Origin of the sequence: Cryobacterium sp. 10C3, assembly GCF_034314285.1 — a bacterium.
GTDB lineage: Bacteria > Actinomycetota > Actinomycetes > Actinomycetales > Microbacteriaceae > Cryobacterium > Cryobacterium glucosi.
In genome coordinates this window covers 1,819,443-1,840,873 of the sequence record NZ_JAVIWF010000002.1, presented here as the reverse complement: position 1 = coordinate 1,840,873, position 21,431 = coordinate 1,819,443, and the positions used below count along the sequence as shown (strand labels likewise).

General features: G+C 67.0%; 18 protein-coding genes, 1 tRNA gene and 2 pseudogenes. 14 read left to right on the top strand and 7 right to left on the bottom strand.

Annotation, left to right across the window (positions count from 1 at the left end):
• Positions 1-113: 113 nt before the first annotated feature.
• The 10 genes and pseudogenes from RGU41_RS09615 (at position 114) to RGU41_RS09570 (ending at position 9,780) form a co-directional block, all read left to right on the top strand.
• Positions 114-1,001, top strand: coding sequence for a ParA family protein (locus RGU41_RS09615; protein WP_241975279.1), 888 nt, complete (start codon positions 114-116; stop codon positions 999-1,001).
• Entirely contained in the window at positions 985-1,809 is an 825-nt protein-coding gene (locus RGU41_RS09610; protein ID WP_134558558.1) for a segregation and condensation protein A, read from the top strand. Before RGU41_RS09615 ends, RGU41_RS09610 begins: the two co-directional genes overlap by 17 nt.
• Entirely contained in the window at positions 1,799-2,446 is a 648-nt protein-coding gene (gene scpB, locus RGU41_RS09605) for an SMC-Scp complex subunit ScpB (RefSeq protein ID WP_134562271.1), read from the top strand. The genes RGU41_RS09610 and scpB overlap by 11 nt, the downstream gene beginning before the upstream one ends.
• Positions 2,443-3,231 carry a pseudouridine synthase gene (locus RGU41_RS09600; RefSeq protein ID WP_322136118.1) on the top strand — a complete coding sequence of 263 codons (789 nt, stop codon included), beginning with the start codon at positions 2,443-2,445 and terminating at the stop codon, positions 3,229-3,231. The genes scpB and RGU41_RS09600 overlap by 4 nt, the downstream gene beginning before the upstream one ends.
• A pseudogene (locus tag RGU41_RS09595) lies at positions 3,225-4,344 on the top strand (prephenate dehydrogenase). The gene RGU41_RS09600 and the pseudogene RGU41_RS09595 overlap by 7 nt, the downstream one beginning before the upstream one ends.
• 3 nt (positions 4,345-4,347) lie before the next feature.
• Positions 4,348-5,040, top strand: a complete 693-nt coding sequence (gene cmk / locus RGU41_RS09590) for a (d)CMP kinase (RefSeq protein ID WP_134450162.1) — start codon at positions 4,348-4,350, stop codon at positions 5,038-5,040.
• Positions 5,033-6,544 (top strand): ribosome biogenesis GTPase Der, encoded by a 1,512-nt coding sequence (gene der / locus RGU41_RS09585; RefSeq protein ID WP_134450163.1) that lies wholly within the window; start codon positions 5,033-5,035, stop codon positions 6,542-6,544. The genes cmk and der overlap by 8 nt, the downstream gene beginning before the upstream one ends.
• Before the next feature lie 479 nt (positions 6,545-7,023).
• Positions 7,024-8,499 carry a hypothetical protein gene (locus tag RGU41_RS09580; protein WP_322136117.1) on the top strand — a complete coding sequence of 492 codons (1,476 nt, stop codon included), beginning with the start codon at positions 7,024-7,026 and terminating at the stop codon, positions 8,497-8,499.
• A 113-nt stretch (positions 8,500-8,612) separates the two neighbouring features.
• Positions 8,613-8,689: transfer RNA gene (locus RGU41_RS09575), tRNA-Pro, on the top strand.
• 440 nt (positions 8,690-9,129) lie between these two features.
• Positions 9,130-9,780 (top strand): histidine phosphatase family protein, encoded by a 651-nt coding sequence (locus tag RGU41_RS09570; protein ID WP_322136116.1) that lies wholly within the window; start codon positions 9,130-9,132, stop codon positions 9,778-9,780.
• Positions 9,781-9,909: 129 nt separating this feature from the next.
• Here RGU41_RS09570 and RGU41_RS09565 read toward each other — a convergent pair whose 3' ends face one another.
• On the bottom strand, positions 9,910-11,523 hold the full coding sequence (locus RGU41_RS09565; protein WP_322136115.1) for a phospholipase D family protein: 1,614 nt from the start codon (positions 11,521-11,523) through the stop codon (positions 9,910-9,912).
• Positions 11,524-11,917: 394 nt separating this feature from the next.
• Positions 11,918-12,823, bottom strand: a complete 906-nt coding sequence (locus tag RGU41_RS09560; RefSeq protein ID WP_322137332.1) for an MFS transporter — start codon at positions 12,821-12,823, stop codon at positions 11,918-11,920.
• Here RGU41_RS09560 and RGU41_RS09555 point away from each other — a divergent pair.
• Positions 12,753-13,037, top strand: a complete 285-nt coding sequence (locus RGU41_RS09555; protein ID WP_322136114.1) for a hypothetical protein — start codon at positions 12,753-12,755, stop codon at positions 13,035-13,037. The two genes, RGU41_RS09560 and RGU41_RS09555, sit on opposite strands and share 71 nt — an antisense overlap.
• Here RGU41_RS09555 and RGU41_RS20875 read toward each other — a convergent pair.
• From RGU41_RS20875 to RGU41_RS09545, 3 genes and pseudogenes are all read right to left on the bottom strand, one after another.
• Positions 12,924-13,388 (bottom strand): annotated as a pseudogene (locus tag RGU41_RS20875) (MFS transporter); the annotation flags it as partial. The gene RGU41_RS09555 and the pseudogene RGU41_RS20875 sit on opposite strands and share 114 nt — an antisense overlap.
• A 274-nt stretch (positions 13,389-13,662) precedes the next feature.
• Positions 13,663-15,564 carry an ABC transporter ATP-binding protein gene (locus RGU41_RS09550; protein WP_322136113.1) on the bottom strand — a complete coding sequence of 634 codons (1,902 nt, stop codon included), beginning with the start codon at positions 15,562-15,564 and terminating at the stop codon, positions 13,663-13,665.
• A 31-nt stretch (positions 15,565-15,595) separates the two neighbouring features.
• Positions 15,596-15,763 carry a hypothetical protein gene (locus tag RGU41_RS09545; RefSeq protein WP_198413402.1) on the bottom strand — a complete coding sequence of 56 codons (168 nt, stop codon included), beginning with the start codon at positions 15,761-15,763 and terminating at the stop codon, positions 15,596-15,598.
• A gap of 322 nt (positions 15,764-16,085) precedes the next feature.
• Between RGU41_RS09545 and RGU41_RS09540 the strand changes: the two genes are divergently transcribed.
• The 3 genes from RGU41_RS09540 (at position 16,086) to RGU41_RS09530 (ending at position 19,495) form a co-directional block, all read left to right on the top strand.
• Positions 16,086-17,495 carry a sugar porter family MFS transporter gene (locus RGU41_RS09540; protein WP_322136112.1) on the top strand — a complete coding sequence of 470 codons (1,410 nt, stop codon included), beginning with the start codon at positions 16,086-16,088 and terminating at the stop codon, positions 17,493-17,495.
• Positions 17,496-17,603: 108 nt separating this feature from the next.
• The gene (locus RGU41_RS09535) at positions 17,604-18,131 is read left to right on the top strand and encodes a sigma-70 family RNA polymerase sigma factor (RefSeq protein ID WP_322136111.1); all 528 of its coding nucleotides are present in this window, start codon (positions 17,604-17,606) and stop codon (positions 18,129-18,131) included.
• Between the two features lie 68 nt (positions 18,132-18,199).
• Entirely contained in the window at positions 18,200-19,495 is a 1,296-nt protein-coding gene (locus tag RGU41_RS09530; RefSeq protein ID WP_322136110.1) for a hypothetical protein, read from the top strand.
• A 66-nt stretch (positions 19,496-19,561) separates the two neighbouring features.
• Here RGU41_RS09530 and RGU41_RS20870 read toward each other — a convergent pair whose 3' ends face one another.
• Entirely contained in the window at positions 19,562-19,996 is a 435-nt protein-coding gene (locus RGU41_RS20870; protein ID WP_369125143.1) for an MBL fold metallo-hydrolase, read from the bottom strand.
• Positions 19,993-21,426 (bottom strand): MFS transporter, encoded by a 1,434-nt coding sequence (locus RGU41_RS09520; protein WP_322136108.1) that lies wholly within the window; start codon positions 21,424-21,426, stop codon positions 19,993-19,995. The genes RGU41_RS20870 and RGU41_RS09520 overlap by 4 nt, the downstream gene beginning before the upstream one ends.
• Between the last annotated feature and the right edge of the window lie 5 nt (positions 21,427-21,431).

The window sequence follows — 21,431 nt, the reverse complement described above, 5'->3', positions numbered from 1 at the left end:
CGGTATCAGGCGGATGCGGAACCGCGGCTTCCCGGCGATCCTTGCGGAAGGGCGCCGATCGGCTCGCTACACTCGACTGAGTGATGGGTGCAGGACGGAACGAGGACACCGGAGTGAAGCGCGAAAAAGCTGACCGGACACTACTCCCCGGATTCGAGGACGTGGTCGTCGGTGCAACCGGACGGCCGAAACACGAATTCGACGAACCCGCGGCGCTGAAAAGCCACGGCCCCGCGCGCATCATCTCGCTCTGCAACCAGAAGGGCGGCGTCGGCAAGACGACGACCACCATCAACCTGGGTGCCGCACTCGCCGGTTACGGCCGCCGCGTGCTCGCCATCGACTTCGACCCCCAGGGCGCACTCTCCGCGGGCCTCGGCATCCCCACGCACGACCTGCCGACCGTCTACGACCTGCTGCTCGGCAACAAGTACACCCCGGCCGAGGTCATCCAGAAGACCGCTGTCGAGAACCTCGACATCATGCCCGCGAACATCGACCTCTCCGCCGCGGAGGTGCACCTCGTCAACGAGGTCGCCCGCGAGCAGATCCTCGCCCGGGTGCTCCGCAAGGTGTCCGCCGACTACGACGTCATCCTGATCGACTGCCAGCCCTCGCTCGGCATCCTCACCGTCAACGCCCTGACCGCGAGCCACGGCGTGCTCATCCCGCTCGAGTGCGAATTCTTCGCCCTGCGCGGCGTCGCCCTCCTGATCGAGACCATCGACAAGGTGCGCGACCGCCTCAACCCCGCGATCGAACTCGACGGCATCCTCGCGACCATGTTCGACTCGCGCACGCTGCACTCCCGCGAGGTCCTCGAGCGCGTCGTCGACGCCTTCGGCGACAGCGTGCTCGAAACCGTCATCGGCCGCACGGTGAAGTTTCCAGACGCGAGCGTCGCCGGGGTGCCGATCACCGAGTTCGCGCCGGAACACGCGGCCGCCAAGGCCTACCGCCAGGCGGCGCGGGAACTGATCCAGCGTGGCGCTGTCGCCTGACACCGTCCCCTCGCGGACATTCTCGGTCGCCCTGGGCAACTTCGAGGGCCCGTTCGACCTGCTGCTCTCCCTGATCGGCAAGCACGAACTCGACATCACCGAGGTGTCGCTCAGCCGCGTCACCGACGAGTTCATCGCCCACCTCAAGGGGCTCGACCAGGCCGAGGAACTCGACCAGGCGAGCGAATTCCTCGTCGTCGCCGCGACCCTGCTCGACCTCAAGGTCGCCGGGCTCCTGCCGCAGGGCGAGCTCGTCGACGCCGAGGATGCCGCCTTGCTCGAGGCCAGGGACCTGCTGTTCGCCCGGCTCCTGCAGTACCGCGCCTTCAAGACCGCCTCGGCCTGGTTCCTCGGCCGGATCGAGGTCGAGTCCGGCCGGCACGTGCGTTCCGTGCGCCTCGAGGACAAGTTCCGGCAGCAGACCCCTGAGCTCGTCTGGACGCTCTCCCTCGCCGACTTCGCCGCCCTCGCCACCCGGGCGCTCACCCCGCGTGAGGTGCCCACCGTGGGGCTGGACCACCTGCACGCGCCGCTGGTCAGCATCCGTGAGCAGGCGGCCTGGCTCGTCGGGATGCTGCGCTCAGGCGACACGCTCACCTTCCGTGAACTCATTGCCGACGTCGAACTGACCGGCGTGATCATCGCGCGTTTTCTCGCCGTGCTCGAGCTCTACCGGCGCGGCTTCCTCTCCTTCGACCAGCTCGAACCCCTCGGCGACCTGAGCCTGCACTGGAGTGCCGCGGCGTCCCCGGACGAGGACTGGTCGGACGACACCCTCGCGAACCTCGGAGCGGACTATGACAACTGACACCCTGGCCGGCCCCGGTGCAGGAACCGGCGCGACCCGCACGCCCGGCGCAGCTCCTGCACCCGGCAGCGCACTTGCCGTCGAGGCCGCCGCCCTGGACCGCTCTCTCGAGGCGATCCTGATGGTCGCCGACGAACCGCAGAGCCTGCTGCACCTCGGCACCGCGCTCCGCAGGCCGCTGAGCGACGTGCGCCGCTCGATCGCCCGGCTCGTCGCCGACTTCGACGGCACGGCAGGCACCGTGCGCCGCGGTTTCGAGCTGCGCGAGGTCGCCGGCGGCTGGCGCATCTACGTGCGACCGGAATACGACACCGCCGTCGCCGACTTCGTGCTCACCCAGAACCCGAGCAAACTGTCCCAGGCGGCCCTCGAGACCCTCGCCGTGATCGCATACAAGCAACCGATCAGCCGCGGGGCGGTAGCCTCAATCAGGGCCGTTAACGTGGACTCGGTCGTACGCACCCTCGTGGGGCGCGGCCTGATCACCGAGGTCTTCACCGATAGTGAGACCGGTGCGATCAACTACGGCACCACAGACTTGCTGCTCACACAGCTGGGAATCAACTCGCTCGACGAGTTGCCCTACTTATCGCCCCTGCTCGCAGACGGCGCAAATGGATTTGAGGATTCACCATGACGATCGACCCCCAGGGCACGCCCACCAACCCGGAAGCCGCCGCGGACGGCGTGCGCCTGCAGAAGGTGATGGCCTCGGCCGGTGTCGCCTCCCGCCGGGTCTCCGAAGACCTCATCGCCGCGGGCCGGGTGCGCGTGAACGGCAAGGTCGTCACCGAACTGGGACGCCGCATCCACCCGGACCACGACCAGATCATGGTCGACAACGTCGCCATCCAGCTCGACACCAGCCGCCGCTACGTGATGCTCAACAAGCCCGTCGGCGTCGTCTCCTCGATGCAGGACGAGAGCGGCCGACCCGACCTGCGCGAATTCACCGAGCAGTTCGAGGAGCGCCTCTTCAACGTCGGCCGCCTCGACGCCATGACGAGCGGCCTGCTCATCCTGACCAACGACGGCGACCTCGCCCACATCCTCGCGCACCCCTCCTTCGGCGTGATGAAGACCTATATCGCCAAAGTCGAGGGCCGCGTCACCGCGCAGACCATCCAGTTGCTGAAGACCGGCATCGAACTCGACGACGGCCCGATCAACGCCGACAAGGCCCGGATCCTGACGAGCCCTCCCGGCGACGGCTTCAGCCTCGTCGAGCTCACCCTGCACTCCGGGCGCAACCGGATCGTGCGCCGGATGATGGAGGCCGTCGGCCACCCCGTCGTCGACCTCGTCCGCCGCCAGTTCGGACCCCTGCACCTCGGCACCCTGCGGGCCGGTGACCTGCGCGACTTGACTAAGGTTGAACTCGGTCAGCTGCTCACGATTTCGCGGGCGGACACCGAATACTAGAGGCACAACACGCACGAAGTCAGGAGACACCCGTGGTCGAAAGTCGCCTGATCGGGCCCGTGCGCGTCGTCGGCACCGGGCTGCTCGGCACGAGCATCGGCCTCGGCCTCCGCGCGCGCGGCATCGAGGTCATCCTCGCCGACGCCTCGCCGACGAACCTCAGCATCGCGATCGACTACGGCGCCGGCCGGGCCGCCCAGGCCGGCGACCGGCCGCAGCTCATCGTCGTGTGCGTGCCGCCGGACGTGACCGCCGAGATCGTCGCCCGCGAACTCGAATCCTTCCCCGACGCCATCGTGACGGATGTCGCGAGCGTCAAGCTCGCGCCCCTCGCCGAACTGCGCGCCCGCGGCGCCGACATCTCCCGCTACATCGGCTCGCACCCCCTCGCCGGCCGCGAACGCGGGGACCCTCGCCGGACGCGCCGACCTCTTCCTCGGTCGGCCCTGGGTCGTCGCCGCCCACGACGGCATCAGCTACCAGCAGGCCACCGCGATCGACGACCTCATCCTCGACCTCGGTGCGACCCTCGTGGAGATGAGTCCCGAAGACCACGACCGCGGCGTCGCCCTCGTCTCCCATGTGCCCCAGGTCGTCTCGACCCTGATGGCCCGGCGTCTCACGGATGCCCCCGCCGCGTCCCTCAACCTCGCCGGCCAGGGCCTTCGCGACGTGACGCGCGTCGCTGCGAGCGACCCCGAACTGTGGGTGCAGATCCTCGGCGCGAACGCGGCCCCGGTGCGCGAGATCCTCACCGCATACCGCGACGACCTCGACCGGTTCATCACCGCCCTCGCCGACCCGGCGGCCCCCGGCGCCCGCCGCCGCGTCGCCGAAGAACTCGCCGGCGGCAACGCCGGCGTCTCCCGGCTGCCCGGCAAGCACGGCCACGACCGCCGCTTCGTCTCCCTGACCGTGATGGTCGACGACACACCCGGCCAGATCGCCCGGCTCCTCAACGAGATCGGCGCCCTCGGCGTCAACGTCGAAGACCTCCGGCTCGAGCACTCACCCGGTGCGGAACTCGGCCTCGCCGAGATCTCCGTGCTCCCAGAGGCCGTCACCCGCCTCACCGAAGAGCTGGCCGCACGCGGCTGGCGGATTGCCGGCTAGCACATGACTGAATCCACGCATCCGCTCGTCGTCGCCATCGACGGCCCCGCCGGGAGCGGCAAGTCGAGCGTCAGCCGTGCCGTCGCCCGCCGCCTCGGCTACGGCTACCTCGACACCGGCGCCGCCTACCGGGCCCTCGCCTGGTTCGTGCGCGACCGCGCCATCGACCCCGCTGACACGGATGCCGTCATCGGCGCCCTGCCCTCCTTCGACTATGCGATCGGCACAGACCCCGACGACCCGGCCGTCAGCGTCGGAGCGGTCGACGTCACCGAGGCCATCCGGGAGCCGGCCGTCTCGGCGATCGTGAGCGCCGTCGCCCGCGTCCCCGCCGTGCGCGCCCACCTCACCGCGCTGTTCCGCAGCATCGCAGCGGGCGTCGACCGGCCCGGAATCGTCGTCGAAGGACGGGACATCACGACCGTCGTCGCACCGGAGGCGGAGGTCCGGATCCTGCTCACGGCATCCGAACAAGCTAGAATGGCTAGGCGCTCTGCGGAAATATCGACTCAATCGGCTCAAACCGTGGCAGATCAGTTGCGATCGAGGGATCGCGCCGACTCACAGGTCGTCGAATTCATGAGCGCCGCAGACGGTGTGAACACCGTCGACTCCACCCATCTCGACTTCGAACAGACCATTGGCGCGGTCATCGAGGTCATCAACACACGTACCGCGAGGACCTCGCATGACTAACGAATACGACGAAACACTTCCCGATCTCGACCCCGACCTCGGGGCAAGACTGGACGATCTCGACGACGACCTGGCGACACAGCGCGCCGCCGCCCTCCGCACCGGGCTCAACGACTACGACCTCGACGACGAGGACTTCGATGTCCTCGACTCGGTGACGGACGACCCCGACGCGATCACCTACCTCCCGGCCCTGCCGGTCATCGCCATCGTCGGCCGCCCGAACGTCGGCAAGTCGGCGCTCGTCAACCGCATCCTCGGCCGCCGTGAGGCTGTCGTGGAGAACACCCCCGGCGTCACCCGCGACCGCGTCACCTACAAGGGCGAATGGCACGAACGCAAGTTCAGCATCGTCGACACCGGCGGCTGGGAGCCCGACGCCAAGGGCATCGACGCCTCCGTCGCCATGCAGGCCGAGCTCGCCATCGAGCTGTGCGACGTTGTCATGTTCGTCGTCGACTCCAACGTGGGCCCGACCTCGACCGATGAAGCCGTCGTTCGCCTGCTCCGCAAGGCCGGCAAGCCGGTCTTCCTCGTCGCCAACAAGGTCGACGACGTGCGCCAGGAGCCCGAATCGGCCAACCTGTGGTCGCTCGGCCTCGGCCAGCCGTGGCCCGTCTCGGCCCTGCACGGCCGCGGCGTCGCCGACCTGCTCGACGCGATCCTCGAGAAGCTTCCCGAGATCTCCGCCGTCGCCAAGCAGGAAGTCGGCGGCCCCCGCCGCGTCGCCATCCTCGGCCGCCCGAACGTCGGCAAGTCCAGCCTCCTCAACAAGGTCGTCGGCGAAGAGCGCGTTGTCGTCAACGAGCTCGCCGGCACCACCCGCGACCCGGTCGACGAGCAGGTCGAACTCGGCGGCAAGGTCTGGCGCTTCGTCGACACCGCCGGCATCCGCCGTCGCGTGCACCTCTCCCAGGGCGCCGACTTCTACGCCTCGCTCCGCACGAGCGCCGCACTCGAAAAGGCCGAGGTCGCCGTCGTGCTCATCGACGTGACCGAGGTCATCTCCGAGCAGGACGTGCGCGTCATCGACCTCGTCCTCGAATCCGGCCGCGCCCTCGTGCTCGCCTTCAACAAGTGGGACCAGATCGACGACGACCGTCGCCGGTACCTCGAGCGCGAGATCGAGCTCGACCTCGCCCACGTGGCATGGGCCCCCCGCGTGAACATCTCGGCGAAGACCGGCCGCCACATGGAGAAGCTCGTCCCCGCCCTCGAGGTCGCCCTCGAGTCGTGGGACACCCGCGTCGCCACCGGCAAGTTCAACGCCTTCCTCGCCGAGCTCGCCGCAGAGCACCCGCACCCCGTGCGCAGCGGCAAGCAGCCGCGCATCCTGTTCGGCACCCAGGCCTCGAGCCGCCCGCCGACCTTCGTCATCTTCACCACCGGGTTCCTCGACCCGGGCTACCGTCGCTTCATCCAGCGTCGCCTCCGCGAGGTCTACGGTTTCGAGGGCAGCCCGATCAACATCAGCATGCGCGTCCGCGAGAAGCGCAAGCGCTAAGCAGTCGTTCCACGCTTGACCTGACGCATGCGTCGCCGTCCCCGGTAGGGGAGGCGACGCATCCGTCGTTTAAGCGCCTGTGGCGATGTTGCCGGGCCGATCGACGTGCACGGATGCGCCGCCGCCCCGAACCGGGGACTGTCGCGCATCGGCGCTCTCCTCTACATTCGGGCTAGCGCCCCAGCGGTGCCACAGGTGTCGGATCCCCGCCCGAATCGGGGAGCTCGCCACCCGCCACACGTGTCGGATCCCCGCCCGAATCGGGGATTTCGACATTCAAGCCTTACCCGAGGATTGTCCATGCATACGAAGTTCCCTGCTTCGCTGACCCGAAAACGTTTCGCCGCCCGAACGGTGCCGCCCGCCGCACCACTCGCGTCGACTGCGCCGTCGGATGCCCGCATCGCGCCGCCCGTCTGACCGGGCATCGCGCCGAGGCAGTCCCCGAGATCGCCTATGGTCGCGCCGCCATCTTCACCGTGGTGGTCGGCTGGGCTGCCCTGCTCGCCGTCGTCATCCTCCGCCAGACGGGAATCGACGGCGCGCCCTGGTCGATCCTCGACCGCGCGCTGTCCGTGGCTGGCGCGACCCTGTGTGCGATCGCGCTCCTCTGCTACCTAGCCGCTCGGCAGGGCGCCCTGATCCGGCTGAACGAGCACGTGCGCGTCCCGCGCAGGGAACTGGAGCGTCACTTCGCCGCACGCCAGGAGGCCCTGACCGTGCTCGTCGCCGGGGGCGACAGTGCCGGTGCCCGAACCGGGCCGCACGCCCTGCGCGCCTCGCTCTGGTCCGCGGCCCTGCAGGAATACCCCACGCTCCGGGTCGTGCTGCTGCTCGACGCCAGCTCAGAGCCGAGCGCCCAGGCCGAGGCCCTGATGATCGTGCGCCGGCTCACCGATGCCCTGGCCGAACCCCGCGCCCGGTTCGAAGACGCCCTGTTCGTGCTGGAGCTCGAACTCGCCTGGGGCCACGACGCGACCGACGCCCACGAGGTGGCCGAAGACCTCATCGACGGCCTCGCCGCCGACTACCGCTGGGCCGTCGCCTGGCTGGCCCGGCAGCGCCTCGACGAGGCCGTCACCGACCCGTCGAGTGCCGTCTTCAGCACGCACACCCTCGGCGGTCCCGCCGCCGACTTCGCCCGCATCGCCGCGGACCTCGACCGGGCCATCTCCGAGCACATCCCGCAGACCCCCGAGCGGATGCTCCGTCTTCAGCGCCGCCTCGCCTGGACGTTCTCCGCCGAACTGGAGATCTTCGACGGCAGCCTCGCCGGTTACGTGGACCAGATCGGTGCCACTGCTACTTCCACCGGCACCGGCACCGGCGATGTCGCCGAGACGGACTACCTGCTCACCCTCGGGCCGGAAGCCCAGCTCCTCAGCGATTACTGCCTGCGCTCGATCTACTTCCTGGACGAACCGGAGCACCGCGGTGTCGCCGTGGTCCAAACCCCGTCGTTCCCGCAGGGCGGCCAGTGCACCGGGCGATTCTTCCCGGGGATCCGCAGCCTCCTGCACCGCAGCGCGTCCCGGTATGGAGCCTCGTTCTGGGTCGGGTCCACCGCGCTCATCCGCACGAGTGCCCTCGGCGATTTCCGTAGCGGTCGGGCCGGGGGAGTAGCGGCCGTGCCCGCCGAAGTGGATGCCCCCCGCGGCCTGGCCATGCCGGCCCGCGCCGCGTCCGGGCCGTCCTCACCGCCCTCGCCGTCCGCACCTGGCTCGGTCTCCGCGGTCGACCTGGGCGTGCGCGGCTGGACGCTCGCGAATTTCCCGGAGCGTCTCAGCTTCAGCCCGGCGGCCCCCGGATTCGGTTCGGTCATCGTGCAGCACCGCCGCCCGCTCCTCGGCGACGCCGTTCTCCTGCCCCGGATCTGGCGGCAGCTGCGCCGCGAGTTCGGGGCCGGGCGGTCCGCTGGCGGGAGCGGTCGTTCGCCCCGGTGGACGCCGCGCTGAGGGACGGGCGTCGCCGGGCGTCCGTTGTGCACACAAGAGGTCGCCGGAGGCGGTAAGCTTTCTAAGTTGTCTCCTGCAGAATGCGCTTCTCGAAGTGTGTTGGCGGAGGGTGACGGGCTGTAGCGCAGCTTGGTAGCGCACCTGACTGGGGGTCAGGGGGTCGCAGGTTCAAATCCTGTCAGCCCGACCAAATGTCCCGGAAACTCAAGGGTTTCCGGGACTTTTTGGTTAGAGGATTTAACGAGAGCCCCGCGCTACGCGAGCGGTCTCATCGAGGCACCCGGCTAAAACCGTAAAGGCCCACGGAACGTCTAGGCTCCTGAGGTCATCCGGGCGGTCGTGTCGAAGGTCTCGTGGACCTCTCGGTCGGCCGCGACGGGCAGCGCTAGAACTCACACCCGCGTGGGAGCGCAGTACGTCCATGTCGAGAGCGGCATCCGGGGTTCCCGGGGGCGAGCATCTCTTCGCTTCCCGAGTCGTCTGCGCTCACCATGAACGGCCGTAGCCGCGTGATTGCTGGGATGCCCATTCCCCCACCCGTTTCGAACGCCCGCGGGGTGAACGCTGGCCTTTCCATCAATCAAGAACCTCCATCGAAACCGGGGGTGATACTACTGTTGCCGTATGTTCATGAACGAGCCGCTGCCCAGCCACCCCGCTCCGGATAACCCGTCAGGGAAGCTGATTCTCTTGCGCCATGGGGAGACGGAGTGGTCGAAGGAGGGTAAACACACTGGACTCACGGATGTTCCGCTCACCGACCGGGGAGAGGAACTGGCCCGCGGCGCGGGCAGGTTAGTGGCCGGCTACGATTTCTCCCTCGTGCTGACCTCGCCGCTGCAGCGTGCGCGACGCACTGCTGAGCTCGCTGGCCTTCAAGCGGAGGTTGATCCGCTTCTCATTGAGTGGGACTACGGCGGGTACGAGGGGCGTACGACGCGCGATATCCGCAGCGAACTCGGCTACAACTGGAGCGCATTCACCCACGGCGTGATTCGTGGTCACACGCCCGGTGAGACGGTCGAGGAGGTCGCCGCCCGCGCGTCGCGGGTGCTCACGCGGGTGCTGCCTGCCATGGAGGAGGGAAATGTCGCCCTGATCGCGCACGGCCATTTCCTGCGCATTCTCACCGCCGTGTACCTGAGGATGGCCCCTCGATTCGGTGCTCAAATCACCCTGGATGCTGGATCAGTCTCCGTGCTCAGCTTCTACCGTGAGCAGCCGGCCATCGTGTCTTGGAACTACGGAGCCGAACTTCCCTTGGTGCCCTCGGAGTCCTAAGACGCAACTCAGGCTGCCCAAGGACTTGCGATTCGGTGCCGGCTGCTGGTGCGCCGGCATGTGAGCGAGGTTGAACATTTCGCGGATGCGGCTGCCTGGGCGAAACCGTCGGACCTAGAACTGCGCGGCCTAAAAGCGCGCGGTACCTCGCAACGGGCGGGGCCGGCCATCCGGGTCCATGACGAAGCGCCCGATGGGGACCGCCCAGAGCCGCTGGATGCGCGTGACCGGTTCGGGAGTGTGGTGGCGCACTCGTCCCGTGGGGCGGGTCGCGCGGTGGCCGGTTGCGTGCCAGTCGTCGAGGCCGTCGGCGGTGGTGTTCCACAGGCGGAGCGCGGCGGCGGGGTCGCCGAGCGCGGGATCGTCCGGGTCCAGGCCCAGGTGTTCCGACCACAGTTGCAGGCGGAGGTCCCGGGCCAGACGCCCGGAAGCATCGGGGCCGTTCCCTGCGCCGGGTGCTTCCGGGGTGCCCGGGGTGGTATCGATGACGGCGCACGTGAGCTCGCTGTCGGTGGTCCACGATCGGCGATTGAAGTTGTCCGAGCCACAGGTGACCCACGTGTCGTCGACGATGCAGACCTTGGCGTGCACGTAGATCGGAGTGCCCGCGGCGTTCTCGAGGTCGAAAACGCCGACCCGGCCTGGCGCGGCGCGGCGGAGCATGCTGAGTGCCCGCAACTGGCCCAGCCGGCTTGCCGGCCCGGCGAGACGCCCGTCGGAGTCGGGATACCGGGGCACGACGACGATCAGGGTCAACTCGGGGTTGCGTGTGAGGGCCGCCGCGAGAGCGGCTGCGACTTCCGTGGACCACAGATACTGGTCCTCTATGTAGATCAGCGAGCGCGCGCGGGCGAAGGCCTTCCCGTAGGCGCGGGCAATGCTGCGCTCCCCGGCAGGCGCGAACGGGAACGGTGGGCGCTTCACACCGTAGGTGCGCAGCAGCTGCACGGCGTGCGGGCCCGCCGGCGGCGGTGGTGGCGCGGATTCCGGCAGGGGCCTGGGGTGCCGGGGCATGCGGGCGAGACGCTGTAGCAGCATCCGGTAGGGCGTGCGCCGGTCCAGTGGGTGAGGGTCGTTCCATCGCTCGGCGAACACCGCCAGTAGGTCTGCCACCACGGGGCCGTGCAGTTCGAGGGAGGCATCGTGCCACGGCGGGCGTTTGCCGTACCGCGGATCCATATCCAGCGCCTGCGGGTCTCCCGTGTGTCCGGCGTCGTCCCGGCGGCCGTGGCAAAGGTCGAGTCCGCCGACGAACGCGATGTCCCGCGACGGGTCGTCCCGACGGCGGATGACGAAGAACTTCTGGTGATGCGAGCCGAAGAGGCGCACGCGCTCGTCCAGCAGCACCTCGCCGCCAGCCTCGTTGATCTCGCGACCCAGCCGTTCGTTGGAGCGGCCGCTCATCGGGGCCGACACGCTTTCCCCGTGGGATCTCCAGACGAGGCCGCGCACTTCCACTCCCGAGCGGGCCAGTCCAGCGAGCAGATCGCCGATCGATGGCCCGTCCGGCAGCATCCGCTCGTCGGCATCGCCACGCCAGTCGGTGAACCAGACGCGGTCTCCCGCCTGCAACGCCGTCAACTCCTCGTGCAGCCGGGCGAAGTAGGTGGTGCCATGCACCAGGGGCACCACGAGGTTGCCCTCCGACCAGGCCGGCGATCCGGCACTACCCGCATGCACGTCCGTGGACAGGTTTCCGCGCTCGGCCCGGCTGAGGAACCAGGTACTCGGATCAGTGCGCACGCGATGCACTTTACGGCACGACCGATCCGAGGCCGAGGATCACTCCTGCACATCCTCGGGTGGGATAAGGGATCCGTGGAAGTGCTGCTGCCGGAACCATCCCGATGTGCCTCCACCGGGGATCTGATGCAGCCAAACGGGCAATGAAACGACCGTGATGTCTCCTTCAGGAGCAGCCGCGTGGATTTCGCACATGGACTGGCTCACCGACCCGCCGATCTACCTTCCACTTTGCGCCGAGGATCGAGCGTTTTCAATCGTTCCATCCGCGAAAGCGGAAGAACGTCCGTAACTTCCTTGGCGGTGCCGGTGTTGCTCGACGTGTCGGTCACGGTTCAGCGCTCCTAGTGCGTGCGGCCCTCGACGGGTGTGGGGCATCGAGCCGGTGTGCCGGTCAGCCCCCGTTGGAGACGGTCGTGGCGGTCGGGGAGATCGCGTCCTCGGGCCAGGCCGACTCGTACGGGTGGCCGGTCAGCTTCTCGACGACCACACGGGCCTCGGAGGTGACCTCGTCCTTGGAGCCGCCGGCCTCGAGGCGGTCGATCTCGGCGCGCAGAACTGCGTGGTTCTGCGGGTCGAGGTACATGAACCGTGAGATGGCGAACGCGATAGCGATGAGGACGAGCGGCCCGACGATGACGACGAGTGCGATGACGTGCTGGGTGCCGGAGCTCTGAACGAGGGGGCAGGAGTTGAGGCACGAGGCGTCGAGCTGCACGCCGCCCTCGCTGCCGGGCTTGAGGAATCCACCCAGGTCCAGGAACCACGAGACGATGAGGGTCGCGACCGCGCCTGTCGACTTGCGGCCGAAGGTCATCACCGCGGCATAGATTCCGGCGCGGTCCTGGCGGGTCATAATCCGGTCGACGTCGGGGATGAACGGGAAGACGTTCCACGGCGTGAACTCGAGGATGGATCGTCCGGCCTGATACGCGAGGCCGACGATGACGAGCAGCACCATCGTCGAGGACGGCTGGATGAGGTAGATCGCGCCGAGGGCGAGCAGGCAGGCGATGATCACGGAGTAGGACATGGCAAACAAGTAGCGCGGGCCCTTGCGGATCATGAGGAATGCGGCGAGCACCGTGGTCGGCAGCCCGATGATGGACAGCGCCTGGAGGGTGAGGCCGAAAGACTCGCTGCCGTGCACGGCGTACACGACGAAGAACGTCAGCGCTGTGGCGAAGATGTCCTTGCCCGTAAAGGAGAAGAGATAGATCGCCAGGTGCTTGCGGAAGCTCGAGTTCTTGAACGTCGAGCCGACAGTCCTTGAGGTTGTCGGTGATGAGCTTTCCGACAGGCACCTTGGGCTGGGCGTCGAGCTCCGCGAGGAACTCCGGGGTGAGCTTGCGCTCCCAGGTGGTGAAGTACGTCGTGATGACGGCGCCGGCGAACAGCACGGAGAAGATGAGACCGGTGATGAGGTAGGCGTTCGGGTTGTTCGTCCCCTTGATCTGGGCCGGGATGAAGAAGACGAGGAAGGTGCCCGTGGCCGACAGGAACATGCGGGTTGAGCTGAGCTTCGTCCGCAGCTTGTAGTTGTCCGTCATCTCGGTGGGCAGGGTCTCCCACGGGATGAGAATCATCGCCATGATCATCTCAACAGCCAGGTAGACGATCAGGTAGTACCAGAAGCCCTGTTGCGAGATCCACAGCAGGGGGAAGACGACGAGGAGCAAGGGTGCGCCGATGAGCAGGAAGAAGTGGCGGCGGCCGAACTTTTTGCCCAGGCGGGTCCGATAGAAGTTGTCGGTCAGCGGGCCGATGATGAGGCTGACGACCGCGTCGACGATGCGGGCGATGAAGAGGATCGTGCCGGCTTGGACGGCGCTGACGTCCCCGTAGGTCGTGAAGAAGTACAGCATCAGGCCGCTGATGATGGTGTTCCAGCCGCCGCCCATGAGGTCCAGGACACCGAAGCCGATGCTCCGGGCAAGCGTGATGGGTCGGGCCGTGTACACGCGTGGGGTCGATTTGTCGATGAGGGGGCTCACGTCATTGTGCCTTCTGCTTCAGGGTCCCAGGCTCGTTCCGGGGATGTCTGCACACTACCATACAAGCACACATGCGTGTGTGATCGAGGCATGAGCACAGCGATATACGGATCCTTCCCTGTGCCGACACGGCCGAGCTCAGCGACTAGGTCCGGCTCAGCGCTTCCTCATCGGCCGCAACATTCTTCTGCACGGCGAACTGGGTCCGGTGTAATTCCTCGTACCGACCACCCACAGCCAGCAGTTCCTCGTGCGTACCGCGCTCCACGATCGAGCCGTCCTCAACCACGAGGATCAGGTCCGCGTTGCGGATGGTGGAGAGGCGGTGTGCGATCACCATCGCCGTCCGTCCCTTGAGCGCCTCGCTGAGCGCCGCCTGCACGGCGGCCTCAGACGTCGAGTCCAGCGCCGCCGTTGCCTCATCGAGGATGACGACGCGCGGCTGGGCGAGCAGGAGTCTCGCGATGGTCATCCGCTGGCGCTCACCCCCGGACAGCCGGTAGCCACGCTCTCCCACCATGGTGTCCAGCTGGTCCGGCAGCGACCGGATAAGCGGCTCGAGCCGCGCACGGCGGACGGCGTCCCACACCTCGTCGTCGGACGCCTCCGGCCTCGCAAGGCGCAGATTGGAGAGGATGGTCTCGTGGAACAGGTGGCCGTCCTGCGTCACCATGCCCAGGCTGTGCCGCATGGAGACGAACGTGACATCGCGGACATCCGTCCCCGCGAGGCGTACGGCGCCGCTGTCGACGTCATACAGGCGCGAGAGGAGCTGCGCAATTGTGGACTTTCCGGCACCGGACGAACCAACGAGGGCAACGGTCTGCCCCGGCTCAATCCTGAAGGACACGCCGTGCAGCACCTCCTCGCCGCCGCGGGTGTCCAGCGTGGAAACCTCTTCGAGGGAGGCGAGGGAGACTTTGTCCGCGGACGGGTAGGCGAAGCGGACGTTGTCGAACTCGACGGCCACTGGGCCTTCGGGGATGGGGACGGCGTCGGGCTTCTCCTGGATGAGCGGTTCGAGGTCCAGCACCTCGAAGACGCGCTCGAAGCTGACCACCGCGCTCATGATCTCCACCCGTGCGTTTGCCAGGCCGGTGAGCGGCGCGTAGAGGCGGGTGAGGAGGAGCGCCAAGGTGACCACGTCACCCGTATTCAGCTGGCCGGCGAGTGCGAGGGAGCCGCCGAGCCCGTACACGAGCGCCAGAGCGAGAGCAGAGACGAGCATCAGTGCGGTGAAGAAGACGAACTGCAGCATCGCGGTCCGGACCCCGATGTCGCGGACGCGGGCGGCGCGGACGCGGAACTCCTCGGCCTCCTCGTCGGGCCGGCCGAACAGCTTGACGAGGGTGGCGCCGGGCGCCGAGAAGCGCTCGGTCATCTGCGTACTCATGGCGGAATTGTGGTCGGCGGCCTCGCGGCGCAGCGCGGCGAGGCGGCTGCCCATGCGGCGCGCGGGCACCAGAAAGATGGGGAGCATGATCACGGCGAGAACCGTCACGAGCCAGGACGTGCTGAGCATGACGATCAGGGTGAGGGTCAGCGCCACGAGGTTCGTGACCACGCCGGACAGCGTGCCGCTAAAGGCCTGCTGAGCGCCGATCACATCGTTGTTGAGGCGGCTCACGAGGGCGCCCGTCCGCGTGCGGGTGAAGAACGCGATCGGCATCTTCTGCACGTGGTTGAAGACGGCAGTGCGGAGGTCCAGGATCACGCCTTCGCCGATCCGCGCCGAGTACCAGCGCGTCACGAGTGATACGGCGGCGTCGGCCACGGCCACGAGGGCGATGACCACTGCGATCCAAACGATCGTGGTGACCGCGCCCTGGGCGACGATGACGTCGACCACCTTGCCGGCGAGTACCGGCGTCGCGACCGCGAGGAAAGCTCCCACGATGGAGAGGGTGATGAAGATCAGAAGCTTGGACCGGTAGGGCACCGCGAACGTCAGGATCCGCCGAACGGACTCACGGGAGAAGCCGTTCTTGCCGTCCCTGGCGGAAGAGATCTTGTACAGCGAGCTCCAGGCCGCGCTTTCCATGCTCATTGAGGTTCCTTCCGTGGGCAGAAGGCCCAGCTTAGATGGCGACGTGCCCCAGCTCGCTGTTCTCCGCTGCGCCGGCTCCGAGGCGGAAGTCAAGACGGTTGTCATCGTGGTTGGTGGTCGTGGTGGTGTTCCAGCCGGGGAACAGCCGGAGACTGACCCCGCGGCCGGGCCGAAGGAGCGGGCCCGGTCGGCGAACCACCGCCTCGACCCAAGTCGGTCAGCGGCACGATGCTGAAATCTTGTGAGCTAGGCTAACAAAAAGCTTGATGTTAGCGATCACTTTCGGCCAAAGAGCCCACTGGCGTGGCATCCAAGTCCCATAACCGGGAAGGGCATGCGTCAGAGGCATGCGTCAGAGTGGACAGCTGCGATAGGGAATAGCTGAGCACACCATAATGTGCCGCGCTCCATTTCATCGCCGAGAACGCACTCATGGCACAACGGCCTAGGCCCGAGACGACGTCCCGGCCAGCCATCCTTCCTAGTGATCAACCGGGGCTGAAACTAGTTCCTCACTCGGAGTGAAAAATGGAAAAAGAAAAAAGATCGACAGCAAGTTCATCTACTTCTTCGGATCATTCGGAGGCATCCTTTTCGGCTACGACATCGGAGTCATGACTGGGGCGCTCCCGTTCCTGCAAAGCGACTGGGGCCTTGACGATGCCGCCATCATCGGTTGGGTAACCTCTGGCGTCATGTTCGGCGCCATCTTCGGTGGCGCTGTGGCCGGACAGCTTTCCGATCGATTCGGACGGCGCAAGATGATTCTCGCCGCAGCGGTCGTCTTCATGCTCGGATCAATTCTCTGCGGCCTGGCACCCGAGGATGGTGTCATCTATCTGGTCATCGCCCGAATCTTCCTGGGGCTGGCGGTCGGCGCGGCGTCCGCATCGGTTCCCGCGTACATGTCCGAGCTTGCACCCGCGCGGCTACGTGGACGCTTGTCCGGCCTGAATCAGACAATGATTGTCTCCGGCATGCTGATCTCATACATCTTGGATTTCCTGCTGAAGGATCTGCCCGAAGCGTGGGCGTGGCGAGTGATGCTCGCGACGGCCGCAGTGCCGGCTGTGATTCTGTATCTGGGCGTGTTGCGGTTGCCCGAATCGCCCCGGTTCCTGGTGAAAGTCGGCAAGGAAGACGAGGCACTCACGGTACTTCGCTACATTCGCCGCCCAGACGAGGTCGATGCCGAGCTCAGATCGATCACAGAAACGGCCCAAGTCGAGAAGCAGGCGGCTGGCAATACCTCACTTGCAACGTTGTTCGACAGCAAGTACCGGTATCTCGTCATTGCGGGTGTCGGTGTCGCCGCGTTCCAGCAGCTCCAAGGTGCCAACGCGATCTTCTACTACATCCCGTTGATCGTGGAAAAGGCCACAGGTAATGCGGCAAGTTCGGCGCTGATGTGGCCGATCATCCAGGGCGTGCTCCTAGTGCTCGGCTCATTGCTGTTCCTGGTGATCGCGGACAAGTTCAACCGACGCCTCTTGCTGACCGTGGGCGGCACGATCATGGGTGTGTCCTTCCTGCTGCCCGCGATACTGAATACCGTGATGAAGGACGCGAACCCGATGATGATCGTGGTGTTCTTGAGCATCTACGTGGCAGCCTATTCGTTCACGTGGGCCCCACTCACCTGGGTGATCGTTGGAGAGATCTTCCCAATGGCGATTCGCGGCAGGGCCTCTGGTATCGCATCGTCCTTCAACTGGATCGGATCGTTCGCTGTCGGTCTCTTGTTCCCGATCATGACCGCACTGATGAGCCAGGACGCGGTGTTCGCGATCTTTGGTGCCATTTGCATTCTTGGTGTCATCTTCATTCGGACTCGTGTCCCCGAAACTCGTGGCCGCACGTTGGAGGACATCGAAACCAAAAGTATTCCGACCCAGAAAGCTTTCGCTTCTTACGAGAGGGCAGGAAGGTGACGATGTTCTCCGAAAATTCGGGCGCTGCGTGCAAGAGTTACGGCGGATGCGACATATTCAGTAGGTGAGCATCGCCGACACCCCAGCCACCGCGGACAGGAGCGAGGAGTGGCGCTGCCTGACAGTGCGGACCCGCCCACGACTGCGGCCGATGTGGACTGGTTCACCGTGATGGTCCGCGAGTACTCGACCGCGCTCATCCGCTATTTCGCCCGCCGCGGGCCGCGTCAGGATGCCGAGGACCTGGCCGCTGAGGTCTTCGCGACAGCCTGGCGTCGACGCAACGACGTGCCCCGGGAGGCCGTGCTGCCGTGGCTGTATCGCACGGCGGGATTCACGCTCGCGAATGCGCGCAGGAAGCACATCGATCTTCCGGTCGACGAGGTGCCCGAGTCGGGCGTGGCGCGAGTCGACGGCGATCCGGAGCTGAACAGCCTGTTCGATGCGGAACTCCGTGGCGCGCTGGCAAGCGTGAGCGAGCGCGACCGGCAGATCCTTCTTCTGCACGCGTGGGAGGGCCTGGACGGAGCCGAGCTCGCCGAGGTGCTCGGTATCTCCCGATCCGGGGCGGACGCCGCGCTGTCGCGTGCGCGCAAGCGATTGCGAGAAGCCTGGGGCGAGCGGATGTCGTTCTAGGGCTTCTGCAAGATGCGGCACGGAGCGCACATATACCAGGTGAACCGAAAGCCCGGAGGCTGATTGACATGAACGACGACGACAAACAACAAGACCCGGTCGCCCGGCTGCGTGCCGCCGACCCCGCGGGGGATATCGAGGCACGTGCCGGGTTCGCCGACGAGGTCGTCGCTCGGATGACCGGCCCTGAGGCTGAACCGATGTCCGGATCGGCACCCGTGGCCGACCTGGAGACGGCACGAGCACGCCGACGGCCGCGCTGGCTCCCGTTCGTCGCGGTCGCGGCGTCGATCGCGATCGTCGGTGCCGCGGGATACGGGATCGGAGCGAGCGAAGGCGGGCCGAAGAGCCTGGCCGACGGCGCTGCTCCGCCCATCACTCTGCAGTCCAATGGGCGCCCCGACAGCGTCGCGCACGGCGGAATGGAGACATCCGTGGGTTCTGGCGCCGCGACCGACCAGAAGATGTCTTCCTCGACCTACCCCCACGGATCCGGCCGGAACGCCTTCAGCGCGTCCGGTCTTGGCACACAGGCGGGCACAGCTCAGGCCTACGCCTACGACCCTCGTTCGGCATCCAGCTCAGACAAGGTCACCGCGCTCGCCGCGGCGCTCGGCATCGGGTCACCAGCCGAACTGCGGGACGGCAGCTGGGTCGCCGGCCCGCAGGATGGCAGCGCCCCGAGCCTGTCCGTGAGTCTCGACGGCATGCTGTCCTTCTACTTCCAGAACCCGCAAATAAACCCGTGGAAGTGCGAGGGTGACAGCGCCTGCGAGCCGACCGGCCAGCCGCCGAGCGAAGACGCCGCGATCGGAGCGCTTCGTGCGCTCCTCGCCGCCGCCGGCCGGGACCCCGCCGAGTTCGAATTCACCTCTCAGGTGTCGGAGGGCTCTCCCACACGAACCGTCACGGCAAAACCGGTCATCGACGGGCAGCAGGTCGACCAGGGCTGGTCCTTGGAGATGGCCGAAGGTGGTGTCGTCAACGCCAACGGTGCCCTCGCCGACGTCATCGCTCTGGGAACGTACCCGGTGGTCAGCGAGCAAGAGGGCTTCGAACGCCTCTCAGACCCGCGGTTCAGCGGAGCGGCGACGTCTCTGCCGATCGCCCTCCGCGATCAGGCGTCGACGACCGAGGAGTGGGTGGCACCGACGGAGCCGCCGGCAACACCAGTCGCCGGCACCTCGGTCTCCTGGCCGGTGAACAAGGTCGAGATCGTCAGTGCACGCCTAGGTCTCACCACCCAGTGGCAGCCGGACGGGAGCGTCCTGGTGGTTCCCGCGTTCGCATTCACGGATGCCGAGGGCGGCACCTGGTCGGTTCTCGCCGTCGCGGAATCGAAGCTGGACTTCCGGGCCTTCTAGACCATGACAGTCGCATCGGGCGACTATTTCATTCGCCGGTTCGTGCAGAGGCTGCTCTGCGTCGTGTCACGGGCGACCGCGGCGTTGGTTGACGAACCACTCATGGATCCAAGGATCGCGATCGTCTCGATGCAGGACCGAGTTGTCAGTCTCGGGCATGTCCGGATGGATCACCGCGTGCGTTCCTCCGACGACGTCCACCTGGAATCCATCGATATCGACACTGTCCCCGGGTGCGACGACCGTAACCCGGCCGTCGTTGTTGTGGACCTGCGCCACGACGTCTGCCGGCGCCCAGATCCGGAGCTCTCGCTGGGACTCGAGTGCCGCGGAGAGCAGGTCGACGTCGAAGTGGTCGGGGTGGTCGTGTGTGACCAGGACGGCGGACGTCCCGCCGACCAGCCGAGGCGCAGCAGGTGTGAACGTGCCGGGGTCGATGAGGAGAAAGGTGCGTTCTGTTCGCGGGAGAACCGTGGGATGGGGGTGCTTGTGGAGGATCACGAGAGGGTTGTCGCCTGTTCTGCTTCGGAGTGAGCGTCGGGGTGTGCGTCGAGCGGTGACCCTGGCGCACGGCGGATGCTGACTCGTCGGAGGACGATGGCGACCACCGCGATGAATGCGGCGACGATGAGGGCGTCGATGCCGATTCCGATGCGTAGGGCGAGGAGGCTGGAGAGGCCGCCGGCAGCGGTCGCGATCGCCGACACGATCGGGGTGCCGAGGGTCATGCCGACCTGCTGTGTCATTGTGACCAAGCCGGTCGCGAGGCCCTGTTGTCCCGGTTCGACACCGGACGTCGCGGCAACCAGGAATGTGACGACGGCGACCATATGACCGATCGCGGCTATGAAGCCGACCACGGAGTAGAGGGCGATCGATCCGGGGTGGTCGTTCACGGCGACGAGTGCGGCGGTTGCCAGCGCCTGGGTTCCGAGGCCAAGGAGCATCGCGCCGCGGATACCCAGCCGTCCGACGACGCGGGGCCCGATGACGCCGCCGACGACAGCGCCGACGCCTGTCAAGCCGATGATCAGACCGGTGATGAGCGGGTCGAGTTCCAGCACGTGCTGGAAGTACATCGTGGACAGGAACACAAGGCCGGTCTCCATCGCGAGCGATGCGAAGCCGATGAGGTGACCGGCGAGGATATTCGGCCGTGTCAGGAGCTTCAGGGGCACCAGCGGGGCGCTGTGGCGTCGCTCGGTGCGGATGAAGAAGACGATCAGGACAATGCTGGCGGCGAGACAGATCAGGCCGTTCGGGTCCGTGACGCCGTGCTCACCGAAGCGGGACATCGCGAAGACCAGGGTGATCAGCGCCGTGGTGATGAGCGCCGCACCGCGCACGTCAAGGCGGGCCTGATGCTCTCTGGTTGGTTCGCGGATGATGAGTAGCGCCAGTACAACGACTGCGGCGGCGATCGGGACGTTGACGAGGAACGCTGCCCGCCAGGACAGGTAGTTCGTCAAGATCCCGCCGAACACCGCGCCGGCAGTGAATCCCAGCGAGGCGAGGACGCTGCTCAGCCCGAGTGCCCGGCGTCGGAGCGGCCCCTCCGGGAAGATGGAGGTGATCAGCGCGAGCGCGGCGGGCATCGCGGCCGCTGTCGCCAAGCCCTGCAGCGCCCGCGCTACGAGCAGAACCGCGGGAGAGCCAGCGAAGCCGCCCACGAGCGATGCTCCAGCGAGGACTGCCATACCGATGACGAACATCCGGCGACGTCCGACCCAATCGCCCAGCCGCCCGAGCAACAACGTGAAGCCCGCCGCGCACAGCGCGAACGTCGTCGCGACCCACTGCACATCGGCGGACGCAAACCCCAATGCCGACCCGATTTCCGGAAGTGCGACGTTCAGAATCGAAAAGTCCACCGAGAGCAGGAACTGCGAGGAAAGGAGGATCAGGAGTGCGACGAGTTGGTGTCGGGTCATACGTG

Coding starts and splice junctions, on each gene's coding strand:
- scpB (WP_134562271.1), top strand. CDS start 1,799: ATGACAACTGACACCCTGGCCGGCCCCGGTGCAGGAACCGGCGCGACC.
- RGU41_RS09600 (WP_322136118.1), top strand. CDS start 2,443: ATGACGATCGACCCCCAGGGCACGCCCACCAACCCGGAAGCCGCCGCG.
- RGU41_RS09570 (WP_322136116.1), top strand. CDS start 9,130: ATGAACGAGCCGCTGCCCAGCCACCCCGCTCCGGATAACCCGTCAGGG.
- der (WP_134450163.1), top strand. CDS start 5,033: ATGACTAACGAATACGACGAAACACTTCCCGATCTCGACCCCGACCTC.
- cmk (WP_134450162.1), top strand. CDS start 4,348: ATGACTGAATCCACGCATCCGCTCGTCGTCGCCATCGACGGCCCCGCC.
- RGU41_RS09520 (WP_322136108.1), bottom strand. CDS start 21,426: ATGACCCGACACCAACTCGTCGCACTCCTGATCCTCCTTTCCTCGCAG.
- RGU41_RS09550 (WP_322136113.1), bottom strand. CDS start 15,564: ATGAGCATGGAAAGCGCGGCCTGGAGCTCGCTGTACAAGATCTCTTCC.
- RGU41_RS09530 (WP_322136110.1), top strand. CDS start 18,200: ATGAACGACGACGACAAACAACAAGACCCGGTCGCCCGGCTGCGTGCC.